Here is a 15,831-nt window from a genome sequence, read left to right on the forward strand (position 1 = left end):
ATAACTGTTGTTACGCATTCCCAACCGGCATATATTGTGTCAAATATGCAATTTCCGGAGAGGAGGGCAGATCATGACTGTAGCTGAACATCAGCGGTTGCAAAGAGCTTGACATGAAAAAGGCAGCCATTTGGCTGCCCTCAACTGGTGTGACGCTTACTGCTTAACCCCAGCCGTACCACGCATCGCGCAGTTCGCCGACTTTGACGTCGGTCAGCTTGCTCTGCTTGGCAAGCCATTCCTGAACCAGGGTGCGATGGTGTTCTTCAACCTTGCCGTAGGCTTTGTTCGAAACCACAATGCCACCGAAATCATCGTTGTAGCCGCCGCCAAAAGCGAGGCCGTTTGGCTCGATTGCTTCGTCGAGGAATTGATGGATCAGCGCATTGTGTTCGGCCATGGACAATTGGCCCACGATTTGTGCTTCCACGAGGAAGCCGAGTTCCTGGAACTCACCGAGGTGTTTTTTCTTGAGTTGGCGTTTGTTGTAGCGGCGGGATGCGGTCATGGTAGATCGTGGTCAAAAAAATTGGGTTGATGGTAATCTATTACCACCAACCCATCAGTCAGGCTTACCTCACAATTCCGAAGTCAGCAGCCTTGATCTTCACCATGCGACCATCCGGGTGGTACCAAACCACACCTTCCATCACATTCTTGGTCAAGTAAGACTTCAGGCCATCGAAATCACGAGGGCAATCAACAAGTACATCTTTGCCGTGAGGTACCAGCAGGTGTTCAGATAACCGTTCAGGATTTGCGCCATGGCGGGTGCCGACCGTAGGACCGCAGAATTCGTACGTCCCATCAGGCAGGCCTTCTTTTACGGCCGCCATGATCCTCTTCAAGTTCTTGCCTTCCACCTTGACCCAGCCCGGCCAGTGACCGGTTTCAGGATCGGGTTGTGGTTGAGCAGGCTCAAAGCCGGCGGGAGGGGTGCGTCCTGTTTTCGCGTCGTAGCGTACAAAGATCACGCCATCTTTCAACCGCACAGCCAAGCCATCCCATTTACGGGTTGCGTAGCCGGTACCTTCGGTGACCCATTCGGATCCCGGCACGACTTCGTTTCGAACTTGACGATTTCCGTCGTAGTTACGCTGAAACAACGACTTAATCTTAATCATTTGCTGCTCCTAGGTAGTTGGTAAGGTTTCGATTCCGGCCCCATCCACACTAGGTACTTCTACTACTGCACTACTACTGCACATCAGGATCAAAGTCACGCGACCAAGTCCCAAAGCACGTTGGCGGAAGCGGTGAGATTCGAACTCACGAACGGGATTAACCGTCGGCAGTTTTCAAGACTGCTGCCTTCAACCACTCGGCCACGCTTCCGGAGGGCTGGATTATACATTCCCGGAGCGGATCGCGCCAAGAATCGTGCAGTTCGTCGCAAATTCCCGCGCCGGGATGCCTGCGCCGGTATGGTCGGCCCACGATTAAAACCCTGGGGGACCGAATGAAACTGCATGCCATCGCTTTTGCCGCAATGACCTTGACCTTGGGTGCTGCCATGGCCGCTCCGATCGAGGTGAGCGTGGCGCCTTCAAAGCCGCTGATCGAGCAGGGCAAAGGCCAGCAATTGCTGAACATAGACTTCCTGATCAAGAATGACAGCCAGGATAAGGTTGAATTGAGCGAAGTCGAAGTATCCGTGCTGGGCGACGCCGGCAAGCTGGTGGCGCAGTATCGCGTAGGCGCCAATGGCCGCAGCGTGCTGGTGGTGCCGAACCGTTTTATTGAGCCGGGCAAGTCGGAGCTGGTCTTCAATCCCCTGTATGCATTCCCTCAGGAGCTCGATTTGTCGCGCCTGCGCTATACCTTCAAGTTCGACGTAGGCGACGATACCAAATACACGGTCGAAATCCCGGTAGCGCCAACTTCCTACAAGCCGAAAGCGCAGCTGCAACTGCCCGTTGCCGGGCCGGTCCTGGTACATGACGGACACGATTTTTACGGCCACCATCGCCGCCTGCCGTTGCTGGACCCTATGGCGCAGGCGCTGAAATGGAAGCGCAACTTCATGCGTTACAGCTATGACTTCGTGGCCACCGATGACCAGGGGCGCATGTTCAAGGGCGATGGATCGCGCAATGACGATTGGTATGGCTGGGGCAAACCGATCCTGGCACCGGCTGGCGGGAAGGTAATCCGCGCCGTCGGCACAATCCCGGACAATGCCAAAGGCAAGGGGCCGTCGTTTGGCAAGGAGCAGTTCATCGCTGATCCGAGCATCATGTGGGGCAACCACGTGGAGATCGAACATGGCAACGGCGAAATCAGCTTGCTGGCCCATATGAAGCAGGGCAGTGTGGCGGTCAAGGCCGGTGATATCGTGAAGGCTGGCCAGAAGGTCGGAGAAATGGGCTTTTCCGGCGATGCCTTCCTGGTTCACCTGCACTATGACCTGAAAAACGCGCCGGGCTTCGATGCCGATGCGCTGCCATCGCCGTTCAATACCTTCGAACGCCTGACAGGCAAGAACTGGCTCAAGGTCAAGCAAGGCCAGGTCGATAGCGGCGATGTGGTGCGCCGCCTGCCGTAAGCCTTAGCGGATGCGCCGGGTGGTTTCGCGCACCACCAGCTCCACCGGTGGGATGGTGCCTTCCACTTCCTCGCTGTTGATGAGGCCGAGCATCGATTGCACGGCCGTCTGTCCGATCACGTACAGCGGCTGGCGGATGGTGGTCAGCGGCGGCGTGGTGTAGGAGGAGCCGGGCAAATCGTCGAAGCCGACCAGCGAGATGTCGTCAGGTACGCGAATGCCTTTGCGATACAGGAAAAGCCGCGCGCCGTAAGCCGTCTGGTCATTCACCGCGAAGACGGCGGTAAAGGGATGGCCGCCGTCGAACAGTCGATTCATGGCCAACAGGCCGCCGGCCTCCTGCAGGTCGCCTTCCACCACCAGCGCCGGATCGAAATCGATGTCGGCTTCTTTCAGCGCGCGTTTGTAGCCGGCCAGGCGCTCGACCGAGTCGCGGTTCTCGCCCGGCCCGGCCAGGTGGGCAATGCGGCGATGGCCCATTTCGATCAGGTGGCGTACGGCCAGCCAGGCGCCGTGTTCATTATCGAGCGCGAAGCCGATTGCGCGGTTGGTGCGCAATACGCGGCCCAGCGAGACGATAGGGCGCTGGGCGGCGAAGCCCAGCACCGCTGCGTCGGTCATGCGGCCGGTCAGCAGGATGATCCCGTCCACTTTGCGCGCCAGCAGCAGGCGGATGCGCTCCGCTTCTTCGTCGGCGTTCCAGTGGCCGCTGACGATTACCGAGGCGTAGCCGGTGCCTTTCAGGCCATCGTCCACACCGTGCAGGATCTCGTCGAAGAAGGGTGAGGCGATATCCTGCACCACGATCCCGATCGTCATCGTGCGTCCGTGCTTCAGGCTTTGCGCCATCTGGTTGGGTGCAAAATTCAGTTCGCGGATCGCGGCCAGCACGGCTTGCCGTTTATCGTCGGCGACCTTGGCGGTGCCGTTCAAGATACGCGATACGGTGCTGGGGGAAACGCCTGCGCGGCGGGCGACGTCGGTCAGCGTGGCGGGCGATGGAGCAGTGGAGTGGTCGTTCAAAGGATTTCTCATTCTGAAAAGCTTTTCAAATGGAGATTACCATAGAACACAGCGGCAACTTCGACTTAATGAATTACTGTTGCACGAATAGTATGAAAATCGTTTCTGAAAGCGTTTTCATGCCGGCATAGCAGGTCTACGAAGGCGCGATGGTCGGGCAGGTCCGCCACTGCCCGTGCCGACACTGCAGCGATATTGGCGAATTCCTGGCGCGCGGCTTCTGCCAGCGGTTCAAGACCGGGCAGGGGAGGCATGGCTTTCGGGAAGTCCATTCCATACAAGACGTATTGCCAGCTGGTGGGCGGGTACATCTCGAAATCGGTCAGGAAATCCATGCGTTGCGGCGGGCGGCAGCGCCACATGGCCAGCTTGTCGCGCAAGCTGTCGGTCCAGGTGGCGGGGTCGCAATTGTCGATCCAGAATTGTTCGCGGCGTTTGCTCAGGCAATAGTGCAGCTTGATGAAGTCGACGATGCGGGCATAGCGCTCGCCCATGAACTGGTTGAAGTGGCGCGCCACCGGCGCCATTTCGCCGTTATGCGGGAACAGGGCGCCCAGCATGTGCACCGCGGTTTCGACCAGGCCGATGCCGGATGCCTCCAGCGGTTCGAGGAAGCCGCCAGCCAGGCCGATCGCCACGCAGTTTTTGATCCAATGCTGTTCGCGGTAGCCCACGCGCATGGGGATCTTGCGCACGTTCAGGCCTTCGGCGGCTGGGCCGGCGTAGGCGCGCAGCACCTGTTCGGCGCGCTCGTCGCTGGTGTGGCGGCTGGAGTAGACGTAGCCGATGCCGCGCCGTTCCTGCAGTCCTATGTCCCAGGTCCATCCCGCCTCGTGCGCGGTGGAGATGGTGGCGGAGGCGATCGGCGTATCGGGCGCCGGATGCGGCACTTGCACGGCCAGCGCGGTATCGCATAGCAGGATATCGCTCACGCTGTGGAACGGCGCGCCAAGTGCGCCGCCGATCAACAGGGCGCGGAAGCCGGAGCAGTCGATATAGAGGTCGGCCATGAGCGCGCCGTGTTCGCGGGTGTCGACGCTGGCGATGGCGCCATCCAGGTCGAGCTGTACGCCTTCGACATGATCCTGCACGTGGCGCACGCCGAGTTTGCGCGCATGCTTTGCCAGCAGGCCGGCAAAGCGCGCGGCGTCGAAATGGTAGGCGTAGTTCATCGGGCCGTTGTAGTCGCTGTCGCCGGGACGTTTCGGCGCGCGTTGCGCATCTACCACGCGCTTCTGCATGGTGACTGCTTCGGCAAACGGCTTGTTGCCGGCCAAGCCTTGCAGCCAGTAAGGCAAGAGCTCCGGCGCGCCCGGCCGCTGGCTCGGCATGGAGAAGGGATGGAAGTAGTGCTCTTCGCCGTGCAGCCAGTTCTGGAAGGTGATGCCTTGCTTGAAGGTGGCACTCGATTCGCGAATGAATTCCGCCTCCGGAATGCCGATCGCCGCGAGCGTGGCGCGCAGGGAGGGGAAGCTGCCTTCGCCCACGCCGATGGCGCCGATTTCGGGCGCTTCCACCAGAGTGATTTGCTTGCTGTCGCCGAACATCTTGGCCAGGTAAGCGGCGCACAGCCAGCCTGCGCTGCCGCCGCCAACGATCAGTATCCGCGTGGTTGGGATCGTTCCCATTTTTGTCGTCTCCTTAAAAATTTTTGTTGACTTTTTATTTTTTGAAAATGTACCATGAAAACGTTTTCAAGAAATAAGAAATCGTTTTCACAACAACTACCGGAGACAACATGAAGTTTTCTGCAATCCAGGTCGGGGTGCTGGCCCTGGTCTCGTCCGTCAGCGCCTCGGCGCAGCAAGCCGCCCCTGCGGCCAACACCGAATCCGCCGTCGTGCCAGAGGTTCTGATCACGGCGACCAAGCGCACCACCTCCCTTCAAAAGACCCCTGTGGCTGTTACCGCCCTGGATGCAGCGGCACTCGAAGACGCACACGTGCAAACCATCCAGGACGTGACCAACCTGGTGCCAAGTTTCCAGGCCACCGGCCAGGGCGACCACGGCGTCATCACGATGACCATGCGCGGTATCGGTAACGACTCCGCCAAGACTGAATACGCCGATCCGGAAGTAGCCTTCTTCGTCGACGGCATCTACTCGCCTCGTCCGGAAGGGGCTACCGCGCTGCTGTTCGACGTGGAAGCGATTGAAGTCCTGCGTGGCCCGCAAGGCACGCTGTGGGGCCGCAATTCCACCGTCGGCGCAGTCAATATGCAGACCGTCAAGCCCAAGCTGAAGGAGTTCTCGGGCAGCGTTTCCGGCGGCATCGGCGATTACGCCCGCCTGGGCGCCCGTGCGGCGTTGAACGTGCCGACCGGCGACAACTCCGCCCTGCGCGTGGCCGTGATCCACGAGCAGCACGACGGCTACGTCAAGTACCAGACCTTCCCGAACATTTCGCTGGCCGACCAGCGTGCGGCCTACCTGGCTGGCGGCGGCGACCCGGCCAAATTCCAGCCGATCAACCCGAACCAGTACGTCGTCAACGGCCCGCGCTACAACGCGCAGAACCAGAGCGGCGTACGTGTGAGCTGGCTGTACCAGCCGACCGATCGCCTGAAGTGGAACATCTCCTACGAGCGCTTCCAGGACCGTGGTACCCCGAACATGAACCTGATGCAGACTCCGCGCGCCGGCCAGGACGAGTGGTCGGCACTGATCGACACCGCGCCGTTCCTGCACCGTAACGTGAACACCTTCCGCAGCCGTCTCGAATATGCGGTGAGCCCGGACATGGCGCTGACCTACATCGCCGGCCATTCCAAGTTCTCCGGCTCGTCGACTTACGACCAGGACGGCGGCCGCGTACTGCCGACCAGCTTCACCACCGGCGGCGACTTCCAGGCCAATAACACGGTCTGGTCGAAATACAGCAGCAATAGCCACGAGCTGCAACTGCAGTCGGTCGGCCAGAAGGAAGTGGACTGGCAACTGGGCGCCTACTACGCGGCGGAAGACAACGGCATCCGCTTCGACATCCCGATCATGCACGGTACCCAGCAAGGCAGCGTGGCATGGCAAGGTTCCTTCATCCAGCCGAAGGAAACCGTGGATTCGCGCGCTGTCTTCGGCCAGGCGACCTGGAACGTCGGCAGCATGCACCTGACCGGCGGCCTGCGTTACACCTCGGACAAGCGCACCAATGAAGGCGGCAACGGCTATACCTGGAATTCTGACCCGAACGCACCGCAGGTTCCTCTGAGCCCAAGCATCGACCCGACCAAGCCGGGCCAGGGCTACAACCCGAGCGTGCCGTCCAACGATGGCCGCTACAAAGGCAGCAAGACCACCGGCCTGGCGCGCCTGAGCTACGACGTCGATAAGAACCACATGCTGTACGCCAGCGTCGCCACCGGCTACAAGGCGGGCGGCCTGCAGGACGGCGGCCGTACGTACGACCCGGAGACCCTGACCAACTACGAGATCGGCAGCAAGAGCTCCTTCCTGGGCGGCGCATTGCGCATCAACAACGCGCTGTACTACGAGGACTTCAAGGATTTCCAGTTCAGCTCCCCGGTCACCAATCCGGACGGTTCGCACACCTTCGTCACCAGCAATGTGGACGGCGCGAAAGTGTGGGGCTTCGAATCGGAAATCCAGGCCAAGCTGTCGCCGGATGACAAGCTGGCGCTGGCCCTGGCTTACACCCACACCAAGCTGGGCTTCCTGATCGCCGGCTCCAACGACTACGCGCTGCCGTTCTGCCCGGACCTGAACTCGAACTGCCTGAACGTCACCGGCAACATCATGCCGCACGCGCCAAAGTTCTCGGCCCACCTGAACTACCAGCACACCTTCCGCATGGCGAATGGCGACACCCTGATCCCACGCGTTTCGGCACACTACGAAACCAAGTCCGAACTGTCGATCTTCAACCTGGGCCCGGAAGACCAGCAAGCTGCCTACACCAAGTTCGACCTCGGCCTGCGCTACCAGGGACCGAAGCAGTTTTGGGTGGACGCCTTCGTGCGCAATGTGGGCGACAAGCGCATCAAGACCAGCGCCATGAACGGCGCCAATGTGTGGGTGGCGCAGTACCTGCCTCCGCGCACCATCGGTGTGAATGCGGGCATCGAATTCTAAGCCCGTTGCAACGCGGCCTGCCTCGTCCCTCGGGGCAGGCCATCCCTAAGCCTTAACCTGTGAATCAAGAAATGAAAGATAAACGCCTGCCGCCCGAATTTCTCTGGGGCGTAGCCACCAGCGCCTTCCAGATTGAAGGCGCCAACCAGGAGGACGGCAAAGGCCTCTCTATCTGGGACGTTTTCTGCAATACGCCCGGCAAGATCAAGGACGGCAGCGACGGCAGCGTCGCCTGCGATCACTATCATCGCTACCGCGAGGACGTCGACATCATCGACTGGCTCGGTGTCGATGCCTACCGCTTCTCGATCGCCTGGTCGCGCGTCCAGCCGGACGGCAAGGGCGCCTGGAATGAAGCCGGTTTCGCTTTCTACGACCGCCTGATTACAGCCCTGCACGAAAAGGGCAAGCAGGCATACATCACGCTGTACCACTGGGACTTGCCGCAAGCCTTGCAGGAAGAGGGCGGCTGGCTCAATCGCGATACCTGCTACCATTTTGCGGCCTACGCTGCCGAAGTGGCGCGCCGCTTTGGCGATCGTGTGGCCAGCATCGCCACCCACAACGAGCCGTGGTGCACAGCCAACCTGGGCTACGGCAACGGACAGTTCGCGCCTGGCGTGCGCGACGCCAAGGCGGCCATACAGGTTTCGCACCACTTGCTGTTGTCGCACGGCCTGGCTATGAACGCCATGCGCGCCGTCGGCTCGAAGGCAAAATTGGGCATCGTGCTGAACCAGTGGACCGCTGATCCTGCCACAGACAGCGACGCCGACCGCGAACTGGCGGAGTTCGAGTATGCGCGTTCGGTACAATGGTTCATGGACCCAATTTTCAAAGGCCGCTATCCGGAACTGGCGCTGCGCAAGCACGGCGCGAACGCGCCGCTGGTTGAGCCGGGCGACATGGCCGTCATCCACCAGCCGATCGACTTCCTCGGCGTGAATTACTACTTCCGCGCCTTCTGCAGCGCCGAAGACCCGCCGCGTACGCCGCCGCTGGAAAACGGCCGCACCGACATGGGCTGGGAGATCTACCCGCAAGGCCTGACCGAACTGCTGCTCAAGCTGAAGGGCGAGTACGAGCTGCCACCGATTTACATCACCGAGAACGGCATGGCCAGCAGTACGCCGGAGCACGATGAGGAGCGCATTTCCTTCGTCACGCGCCACCTCGATGCGCTGGCCAGCGCAATGGAGCAGGGCGTCGACGTGCAAGGCTACTTCATGTGGAGCCTGCTGGACAACTTCGAATGGGATTCCGGCTACGCCAAGCGCTTTGGCATCGTCCACGTCGATTACGCCACGCAAAAGCGCACGCTGAAAGACAGTGCGCACTGGTATCGTGAATTGATCAAGGTACAGCGTTCATGAACCGATCGCCGCTGCAGTGGGTCCCCACCGGCTACTTCGCGATGGCGATGGGGTACATGATGCTGACCAGCGTCACGTCCATCATGTTCAAGAACCTGGGCATGGACAATGGCCGTGCCGCGCAGTATTCGAGCATGCTGATCCTGGCCTACACCATCAAGCCCCTGTTCGCGCCAGTAGTGGAAATGTACCGCACCAAGAGGTTCTTCGTGCTGGTCACACAGTTGCTGCTTGGCCTGGGCTTCGGTGCGGTAGCCCTGGTGATGGGCATGCCGGGTTCGATGGCCCTGATGATGGTGCTGTTCTGGATCATGTCCTTCATCGGCGCCACCATGGACATTGCCAGCGATGGCGTGTACGTCACTTCGTTAAGCTCGCGCAGCCAGTCGCTTTACTGCGGCGTGCAAAGCCTGAGCTGGAATATCGGCCCGGTGGTGGCCTCCGGCGTGCTGGTTTACCTGAGCGGCCGCCTGCATTCGGACTACGGCATGGATTGGCTGGGCGCTTGGCGCATCGTCTTCGTGGCCGTGGCGATCCTGTTGCTGGCAATTACGGCATGGCACTGGCGCGCTATGCCGGATGGCGCCCGTGCCGCCGATACGCCGGAAAGCCTGGGCCAGGCTGCCTTCATCCTGCGCGACGCGTTCAAGACCTTCTTCGAAAAACGCGGCGTGTGGATGATGGTAGCCTTCGCGCTGCTGTACCGAGTCTCGATCGGCCTGCTGGAAAAAATCGGCCCCTTCTTCATGGTCGATCCGGTGGGCAAGGGCGGCCTGGGCATGTCGAATGAGTTGCTGGGCATCGTCTACGGCACATACGGCTTGCTGGCCGTGCTGGCGGGCTCCCTGATTGGCGGCTGGTACGTGGCGAAGCGCGGCCTGAAACCGGTGTTGTTCACGCTGTGCTGCGTACTGAACATCCCGATTGCCACCTTCCTGCTGATGGCGATCTACCAGCCGTCCAACCTGTGGGTAATTGGCGCCGGTGTGGTGATCGAGAAATTCTCCTTCGGCTTTGGCTCGGTGGGCTTCATGATCTACCTGATGCAGCAACTGGCGCCTGGCAAATACACCACGACCCATTACGCCTTCGGCACTGGCCTGATGGGGATGTGCGGCATGTTGACCGGCATGGTCAGCGGCCACCTGCAGGAAGCACTGGGCTACGTCAGTTACTTCTGGCTGGTGATGGCGGCGACCGTACCATCCTTCATCGTGACGTGGTACGCGCCTTTCCACCATGAAGAAGCGCGTCCTGCTACCGAACCCGATCAGCTGCAGCGCAAGGCTGGCTGACGCTTGCCGTCGTGGGCGCCGATCACGTCGCGGATCGCGCTGACCACGACCTCGGGATTGGCCTGCTGCATCTGGTGGTCGGAATCCACGATCACCTTGCAGGCTTTCGGATACATGTTCTTGACCATGTTGCGAGTCTGTTCGTCGTCGTTGACGGTACCTAGGTCCACCGCCACGGCGCCGGCCGATTTGGGCACGTTAAACAGGCGCACGACCGGAATATCGTCATTCCACGGCATCGCCAGCATGGCCTGGCCGGTGCTGTTGATCTGGTCGACTTCCGCCTCCATCGCCGCGTTCAGGAACACGTACTTGGCCACGCGCGTCATGAAGGGAAATTCTTCCGGCTTCTTGATGATGCCGGGGTAGACCGAGTCGACCAGCACCACCCCCTGGACTTCCTGCGGGTAGGCGCGCGCATACATCTGCATGTACAGGCCGCCAAGGGAATGACCGACCAGGGTATAGGGCGGCTGCAAGCCTTGCTGGCGCAGCAGCTGGCGCAACTCCTCGACCACGGTCTTGCCGTCGCGCGGGGTGGAAGGCTTGTCGCTCTTTCCGTATCCGGGGCGGTTGTAGGCAAACACCGTCGATTCCTTGGCCACTTCCGCAATTACCTTGTCCCATTTATCAAGGGTGATGCGCGAACCGTTCTCGAAGACCACGGTGGACGGCGCTCCTGGCTTGGCGATTTTCAGGACTTCGATCTTATGGCCTGCAAAGTTCTGCAGCACGGCTTCGGCATGGGCCTGGGCGCTGGCCAGCGCGATTGCCAGCACAGGCAGGGTGAAACGAGTCAAGGGCATGAATGTCTCCAGTTTGATAACGGTGGCGATTCTGACGGCTGCCACAGCTAGCTACCGGAAGATTGCGACGAGTTGTCAAAAATAATGCTTGAATTGCACAAATCGCGGCCTGGGGGCTAGAATAAAAGTCACTACTTAGAGGGGAATCGCCATGAAGCCTATCCTGTTCGCACTGCCCGGCAATGAGGCAATGACAGCGCAACTGTCGGCGTTGCTGGGTTGGGAGCAGGGGAGTTTGCAGGTGCGGCGCTTCCCGGACGGCGAATCCTACGTGCGCTACCACTCGGAAGTGAAAGGCCGCCAGGTGGTCTTGGTGTGCACCCTGGACCGGCCGGATGATCGTTTCATGCCCCTGTATTTCGCCGCCAGCATCGCGCGCGACCTGGGCGCGGCCAGCGTAGGACTGGTGGCGCCATACCTGGCCTATATGCGCCACGACGCCATCTTCAACCCCGGCGAAGGCATCACCTCTGCCCATTTTGCGCGGCTGGTGTCGGGCGTGTTCCATTGGATGGTGACCATCGATCCGCACTTGCACCGCCACCATGACCTGGCCGAGATCTACACGATCCCGACCCGCGTGGTGCGCGCCGCGCCTGCCATCTCGCAATGGATCGCGGCCAATGTGCCGCAGCCGCTGGTGATCGGGCCGGATTCGGAAAGCGAACAATGGGCCTCCGAAGTGGCGCGCGGCGCCGGTTGCCCCTTCATCGTGCTGGAAAAAGTGCGTCGCGGCGACCACGACGTGGAGGTATCGGTGCCGGACACCGAACGCTGGCTGCACCACACCCCCGTCATCGTTGACGATATCGCATCCACTGCCCGCACGATGATTGCCGCCGTGGGCCACGTGCGTCGGGCCGGCCTGCCGCCTCCCGTATGCGTCGCGGTCCACCCCCTGTTCGCAGGCAGCGCCTATGAAGATCTGCAAGCCTCCGGCGTGGCCCGCACTGCCAGCTGCGACACCGTCCCGCACAGCAGCAACGCCATTCCTGTCGCATCCTTGCTGGCCCCGGCCCTGGCAGGCATGACACAAGGCGCAGGCTAGGCTATATTCCTGCCTATGTGGAATTGGATTCGTAACTGGTATCGCAAGCTGCGCATGCCCGCAGCCTATCGCGCCTACGAGCGCAGGCTGCGTGCCGCCCATGAGGAAGAGGCACGCAAGAAGTTTTCAACCGTGCGCTACGAGGCGCGCCTGCTGGCCGCCAACAAGGCGATGGAGGAGCGCGCCCAGCGCCGGTTCGACATGCCGGTCGCCAAACTGCAGCTGGAAGTGGTGGCGCTGGAAAAGCAGCTCGAGTCCTGCCGCGCCCAACTGGGCAATTTCGAACGCCCCTTCCGCGACGAGTACGAAGTGCTGGAAGCGGAAATGGCCCTGCTGGGGGAGCGCCGCCGCAACGCCTACGCGGCCAAGGACGCCCAGGCCATCGACGAGGTCAACGCGGAAATCGCCGAACTGCAGAAGCGTACCAACGCCGTGCGCGGCGACCTGGCAGTGCAGACCGACTTGCGCGACCAGGGCCTGACGCCGGAAAAGCTGCGCCGCACCGTGCAGCGTTGCGAGGGGCGCCTGCAGACCATCAAGGACGAGCAGGAACGGATCCAGCGCGAACGCGCCAACTACATGAACCATTCGGCGGACCGCGCTGAAATCGACGCGATCGAGCGCGAGATGCTGGCGCTGGAACGCAAGCACATCCAGTTCTTGCGCGACTTCGACTCTCCGGCCGAGCGCCGCCGCCGTGAACGCGCCCACGAGCAAACCTGGCTCAACGGCGCTTAATCGCTGCACCTTTAATCTGCGTCAAGCCGGGGTATATTCCCGCCGGCCCAGTGCTGCCTATACTTGGCTTGTCGCGCCATGCCTTTGCACGGCGGATCGTCGGGAGGACGGCCATGCGCAACCAATCCCTTGGCAGCAATCTCGGTGCGCTCCTGCGCCGCTGCAAAAAAATGGAAGCCACAATGCGGGGCGTGGGCTTGCCAAGCTTCCTGGCCTGCCTGCCGCTGGCCCTGCTGGCCTGGCAATACGCGTTGATGCTGCACCAGAAAAATGCCAACATCAATCGCATCAGCCGCCGCATCCAGCGCTGGCAAGGCACGGTGTCGCAACTATCGGCCCATGAATACGCGCGTACCGAGTTCATCGACCTTGACCGCAAGATGCGCGCCGACATCGAAGGCGCTTGCGCTTCCATGCGCACCCTGCGTGACCTGTGCTTGGATATCTGCGAAATGTTCAGCGTAGTCGGTTACCAGTCGGCCATGCTGACGCGGGGCCGCGACCGCTTCGATGCCACGGTCAGGGAGGCGTGCCGGCTTTCGCAATCCTTAATTGACCTGGTCGATGCGCATGATCGCCGCGCGCTGGCAATCCGCCAGCAACTGCACGCGATCGAACAGGCCGGCGAGGCGAGCGCGGCAGCGCATGCCGCGCGTGCCGCCGCTGAAGCTTAAAACCCTTCCAGCACGATCTTGCCGCGCGCGCGATTGCTTTCGAGCAGGGCGTGTGCGCGTTTCAGGTTGGCTGCGTTGATGGCGCCGAAGCGCTCGCCCAGCGTGGTTTTCAGCACGCCGCTATCGACCAGGCGCGACACGTCGTTCAACAGCGCATGCTGTTGCGCCATGTCGTCGGTCTCGAACATTGAGCGCGTGAACATGAACTCCCAATGCAACGATACGCTCTTGCGTTTCAGCAGGCGCACGTCGATATGCGCAGGATCGTCGATCAGGGCCAACTTGCCTTGCGGTGCCACCAGTTCGGCCAGCGCGGCGAAATGGCGTTCGCTCTCGTTCAGGCTGGCGATGTAGTGGACGGGCGGCAGGCCGAGGCGACCGATTTCTTCATCCAACGGCTTGCTGTGGTCGATAACGTGGTGCGCGCCAAGCGACTTGACCCAGTCTGCAGTTTCAGCGCGCGAAGCGGTACCGATCACGGTCAGTCCCGTCAACTGGCGTGCAAGCTGGACCAGGATGGAGCCGACGCCTCCGGCGGCGCCCGTCACCAGCAGGGACTTGCCGGCTTCGCGCGCCTTGTCGCGGCTGGCGCCAAGGCGGTCGAACAGCAATTCCCAGGCGGTGATGGCGGTCAGGGGCAGGGCAGCCGCTTCGGCGAAGCCAAGCCTGGAAGGCTTATGGCCGACGATGCGTTCGTCAACCAGGTGCAGTTCGGCGTTCGTGCCCGAGCGGCCCAGAGCGCCGGCGTACCACACTTCATCACCCGGCTTGAACAGCGTCGCCTCCGGGCCGACCGCGCGCACGATGCCGGTGGCGTCCCAACCGAGCACCTTGTGTTCTCCTTCGGCGGGAGCGACGTTGCGCCGAATCTTGGTATCGACTGGGTTGACGGAAACGGCCTTGATTTCGACCAGCAGGTCGCGCCCGCTGGCAACCGGTGCCGGCAATTCGATGTCGACCAGCGCTTCGGCGTGGTCAATGGGCAGGGAGGCGCGGTAGGCAACAGCTTTCATTGTGATGTCCTTCGTCAAAAGTGGTGATGTCGCTATCTTCGATCATCACGGCTTCGCGAAAAAGACTAAAATTATGGAAACACTTTCAAAGGAATGCTGAAAATGCTGCGCCTCGACGATCTGGAAGTCTTCGTCAGCACGGCCGACCGCGGCAGCCTGTCAGCGGCGGCGCGTTCGCTCGACATCTCGCCGGCCCTGGCCAGCGCAGCCTTGAAGCGGCTGGAAGACGAACTGCAACTGCGGCTGTTTGCCCGCACCACGCGTTCGCTGCGCCTGACGGCGGAAGGCGAGCATTACCTGGGGCACGCGCGCGAAGCGGTACGCCAGTTGCGCGAAGGACATGAGGCGATCAGGCAAGGCCAGCAGGAGCTGGCGGGCTTATTGAAAATTTCGATGCCGTCCGATGTGGGCCGTAACGTGCTGCTGCCCTGGCTGGACGCTTTCCAGGCCGAATATCCGGCCATCAGCCTGCAGTTGTACGTCAGCGACCGGGTTGCCGATATGTATCGCCAGCCGGTAGACCTGGCCCTGCGTTATGGCAAGCTCGATGATTCAAGTCTGGTTGCCATGCCTGTTGCGCCAGGAAATCGACGCACCCTGGTGGCCTCGCCGGACTACCTGCGCCGGCACGGCGCCCCGGCCAACCTGGATGAGTTGGCGCGGCACAATTGCTTGCGCTTTGCTTTGGATGATGTGCTGTATGACCGCTGGGCCTTCCCCGCCCAGGGCAAAGTCGTGCAGGTCAGGGGCAACCGCAGCAGCGATGATGCCGACCTGGTGCGCCGCTGGGCGGTAGCGGGACTGGGGATTGCCTATAAATCACGGCTGGACGTGACCGCCGACCTCAAGGCCGGTCGCTTGCGCATGCTGCTACCAGATGTAATGGGTGAAGAGGTGCCATTACAGCTGGTTTGCATGCATCGCTCGCAGGTCACGCCCGTCGTGATTCGTTTGCGCGACTATTTGCGCGCTCGGTATGAACAGCTATGCGAGACTGAAGCTTAGTGGGCCTTGGAGAAGATCAGCAGCCAACGGCTGAACAGCAGTACTTCCAGGTGGCCAGGCTGTACGCCGGTGTCGCATTCGATGATCGGGTTCACAGCGTAGAAGCGCTTGCGGAAGTCGCGGCACACCAGCACTTCGCGTTTGCCGAAGCGAACCAGGAAAGACATAGGGGCATATTCCAGGCCAAAGCGGGAGCCGAAGGTGCTGTGCATAGTGGTCAT

At 61.3% G+C, this 15,831-nt stretch carries 15 protein-coding genes and 1 tRNA gene; 8 read left to right on the forward strand and 8 right to left on the reverse strand.

All coding sequences use genetic code 11. The annotated features are described in order from the left end of the window. Nucleotides 1-163: 163 nt before the first annotated feature. The 3 genes from ACN9M3_RS11880 to ACN9M3_RS11890 all read right to left on the reverse strand — a co-directional run bounded on the left by ACN9M3_RS11880 (nt 164) and on the right by ACN9M3_RS11890 (nt 1,335). A complete protein-coding gene (locus ACN9M3_RS11880) occupies nt 164-508 on the reverse strand; it encodes a YggL family protein (RefSeq protein ID WP_426170945.1) in 345 nt (114 codons plus the stop codon). 64 nt (nt 509-572) lie between these two features. After that, nucleotides 573-1,124, reverse strand: a complete 552-nt coding sequence (locus ACN9M3_RS11885) for a hypothetical protein (protein ID WP_426170947.1) — start codon at nt 1,122-1,124, stop codon at nt 573-575. Nucleotides 1,125-1,245: 121 nt separating this feature from the next. Next, nucleotides 1,246-1,335 (reverse strand) — tRNA-Ser (locus tag ACN9M3_RS11890). A gap of 124 nt (nt 1,336-1,459) precedes the next feature. Between ACN9M3_RS11890 and ACN9M3_RS11895 the strand changes: the two genes are divergently transcribed. Continuing rightward, the gene (locus ACN9M3_RS11895) at nt 1,460-2,545 is read left to right on the forward strand and encodes a M23 family metallopeptidase (protein ID WP_426170949.1); all 1,086 of its coding nucleotides are present in this window, start codon (nt 1,460-1,462) and stop codon (nt 2,543-2,545) included. Between the two features lie 3 nt (nt 2,546-2,548). On the opposite strand, the gene ACN9M3_RS11900 is transcribed toward ACN9M3_RS11895, so the two are convergent. After that, nucleotides 2,549-3,568, reverse strand: coding sequence for a LacI family DNA-binding transcriptional regulator (locus ACN9M3_RS11900; RefSeq protein ID WP_426170951.1), 1,020 nt, complete (start codon nt 3,566-3,568; stop codon nt 2,549-2,551). 65 nt (nt 3,569-3,633) lie between these two features. Beyond that, on the reverse strand, nt 3,634-5,196 hold the full coding sequence (locus tag ACN9M3_RS11905; RefSeq protein WP_426322632.1) for a tryptophan halogenase family protein: 1,563 nt from the start codon (nt 5,194-5,196) through the stop codon (nt 3,634-3,636). Nucleotides 5,197-5,306: 110 nt separating this feature from the next. On the opposite strand from ACN9M3_RS11905, the gene ACN9M3_RS11910 reads away from it, so the two are divergent. The 3 genes from ACN9M3_RS11910 (at nt 5,307) to ACN9M3_RS11920 (ending at nt 10,326) form a co-directional block, all read left to right on the forward strand. After that, nucleotides 5,307-7,658, forward strand: coding sequence for a TonB-dependent receptor (locus tag ACN9M3_RS11910; protein ID WP_426322634.1), 2,352 nt, complete (start codon nt 5,307-5,309; stop codon nt 7,656-7,658). A gap of 71 nt (nt 7,659-7,729) precedes the next feature. Continuing rightward, nucleotides 7,730-9,031 (forward strand): GH1 family beta-glucosidase, encoded by a 1,302-nt coding sequence (locus ACN9M3_RS11915; protein WP_426170954.1) that lies wholly within the window; start codon nt 7,730-7,732, stop codon nt 9,029-9,031. Then, on the forward strand, nt 9,028-10,326 hold the full coding sequence (locus tag ACN9M3_RS11920; protein ID WP_426322636.1) for an MFS transporter: 1,299 nt from the start codon (nt 9,028-9,030) through the stop codon (nt 10,324-10,326). Before ACN9M3_RS11915 ends, ACN9M3_RS11920 begins: the two co-directional genes overlap by 4 nt. On the opposite strand, the gene ACN9M3_RS11925 is transcribed toward ACN9M3_RS11920, so the two are convergent. After that, on the reverse strand, nt 10,302-11,132 hold the full coding sequence (locus ACN9M3_RS11925; RefSeq protein ID WP_426322638.1) for an alpha/beta fold hydrolase: 831 nt from the start codon (nt 11,130-11,132) through the stop codon (nt 10,302-10,304). The two genes, ACN9M3_RS11920 and ACN9M3_RS11925, sit on opposite strands and share 25 nt — an antisense overlap. A gap of 151 nt (nt 11,133-11,283) precedes the next feature. Here ACN9M3_RS11925 and ACN9M3_RS11930 point away from each other — a divergent pair, with 151 nt between their 5' ends. From ACN9M3_RS11930 to ACN9M3_RS11940, 3 genes are all read left to right on the forward strand, one after another. Continuing rightward, the gene (locus tag ACN9M3_RS11930) at nt 11,284-12,180 is read left to right on the forward strand and encodes a ribose-phosphate pyrophosphokinase (protein WP_426322640.1); all 897 of its coding nucleotides are present in this window, start codon (nt 11,284-11,286) and stop codon (nt 12,178-12,180) included. Nucleotides 12,181-12,195: 15 nt separating this feature from the next. Then, complete coding sequence (locus ACN9M3_RS11935) at nt 12,196-12,918, forward strand: hypothetical protein (RefSeq protein WP_426170960.1); 723 nt, start codon at nt 12,196-12,198, stop codon at nt 12,916-12,918. A gap of 113 nt (nt 12,919-13,031) precedes the next feature. Beyond that, entirely contained in the window at nt 13,032-13,592 is a 561-nt protein-coding gene (locus ACN9M3_RS11940; RefSeq protein ID WP_426322642.1) for a hypothetical protein, read from the forward strand. On the opposite strand, the gene ACN9M3_RS11945 is transcribed toward ACN9M3_RS11940, so the two are convergent. Continuing rightward, nucleotides 13,589-14,605 carry a zinc-binding alcohol dehydrogenase family protein gene (locus tag ACN9M3_RS11945; RefSeq protein ID WP_426322644.1) on the reverse strand — a complete coding sequence of 339 codons (1,017 nt, stop codon included), beginning with the start codon at nt 14,603-14,605 and terminating at the stop codon, nt 13,589-13,591. The two genes, ACN9M3_RS11940 and ACN9M3_RS11945, sit on opposite strands and share 4 nt — an antisense overlap. 102 nt (nt 14,606-14,707) lie before the next feature. Between ACN9M3_RS11945 and ACN9M3_RS11950 the strand changes: the two genes are divergently transcribed. Continuing rightward, nucleotides 14,708-15,610 (forward strand): LysR family transcriptional regulator, encoded by a 903-nt coding sequence (locus ACN9M3_RS11950; protein ID WP_426170966.1) that lies wholly within the window; start codon nt 14,708-14,710, stop codon nt 15,608-15,610. Here the strand turns inward: ACN9M3_RS11950 and ACN9M3_RS11955 are convergent. Then, nucleotides 15,607-15,831 (reverse strand): hypothetical protein, encoded by a 225-nt coding sequence (locus ACN9M3_RS11955; protein ID WP_055934969.1) that lies wholly within the window; start codon nt 15,829-15,831, stop codon nt 15,607-15,609. The genes ACN9M3_RS11950 and ACN9M3_RS11955 overlap by 4 nt on opposite strands.

Source organism: Pseudoduganella sp. R-43 (assembly GCF_049913255.1).
GTDB lineage: Bacteria > Pseudomonadota > Gammaproteobacteria > Burkholderiales > Burkholderiaceae_D > Rugamonas.

Bases quoted from the DNA above. Each gene is read 5' to 3' on its own strand.
- ACN9M3_RS11880 (WP_426170945.1), bottom strand. From the start codon at position 508: ATGACCGCATCCCGCCGCTACAACAAACGCCAACTCAAGAAAAAACAC.
- ACN9M3_RS11885 (WP_426170947.1), bottom strand. From the start codon at position 1,124: ATGATTAAGATTAAGTCGTTGTTTCAGCGTAACTACGACGGAAATCGT.
- ACN9M3_RS11895 (WP_426170949.1), top strand. From the start codon at position 1,460: ATGAAACTGCATGCCATCGCTTTTGCCGCAATGACCTTGACCTTGGGT.
- ACN9M3_RS11905 (WP_426322632.1), bottom strand. From the start codon at position 5,196: ATGGGAACGATCCCAACCACGCGGATACTGATCGTTGGCGGCGGCAGC.
- ACN9M3_RS11910 (WP_426322634.1), top strand. From the start codon at position 5,307: ATGAAGTTTTCTGCAATCCAGGTCGGGGTGCTGGCCCTGGTCTCGTCC.
- ACN9M3_RS11915 (WP_426170954.1), top strand. From the start codon at position 7,730: ATGAAAGATAAACGCCTGCCGCCCGAATTTCTCTGGGGCGTAGCCACC.
- ACN9M3_RS11920 (WP_426322636.1), top strand. From the start codon at position 9,028: ATGAACCGATCGCCGCTGCAGTGGGTCCCCACCGGCTACTTCGCGATG.
- ACN9M3_RS11925 (WP_426322638.1), bottom strand. From the start codon at position 11,132: ATGCCCTTGACTCGTTTCACCCTGCCTGTGCTGGCAATCGCGCTGGCC.
- ACN9M3_RS11930 (WP_426322640.1), top strand. From the start codon at position 11,284: ATGAAGCCTATCCTGTTCGCACTGCCCGGCAATGAGGCAATGACAGCG.
- ACN9M3_RS11935 (WP_426170960.1), top strand. From the start codon at position 12,196: ATGTGGAATTGGATTCGTAACTGGTATCGCAAGCTGCGCATGCCCGCA.
- ACN9M3_RS11940 (WP_426322642.1), top strand. From the start codon at position 13,032: ATGCGCAACCAATCCCTTGGCAGCAATCTCGGTGCGCTCCTGCGCCGC.
- ACN9M3_RS11945 (WP_426322644.1), bottom strand. From the start codon at position 14,605: ATGAAAGCTGTTGCCTACCGCGCCTCCCTGCCCATTGACCACGCCGAA.
- ACN9M3_RS11950 (WP_426170966.1), top strand. From the start codon at position 14,708: ATGCTGCGCCTCGACGATCTGGAAGTCTTCGTCAGCACGGCCGACCGC.
- ACN9M3_RS11955 (WP_055934969.1), bottom strand. From the start codon at position 15,831: ATGACCACTATGCACAGCACCTTCGGCTCCCGCTTTGGCCTGGAATAT.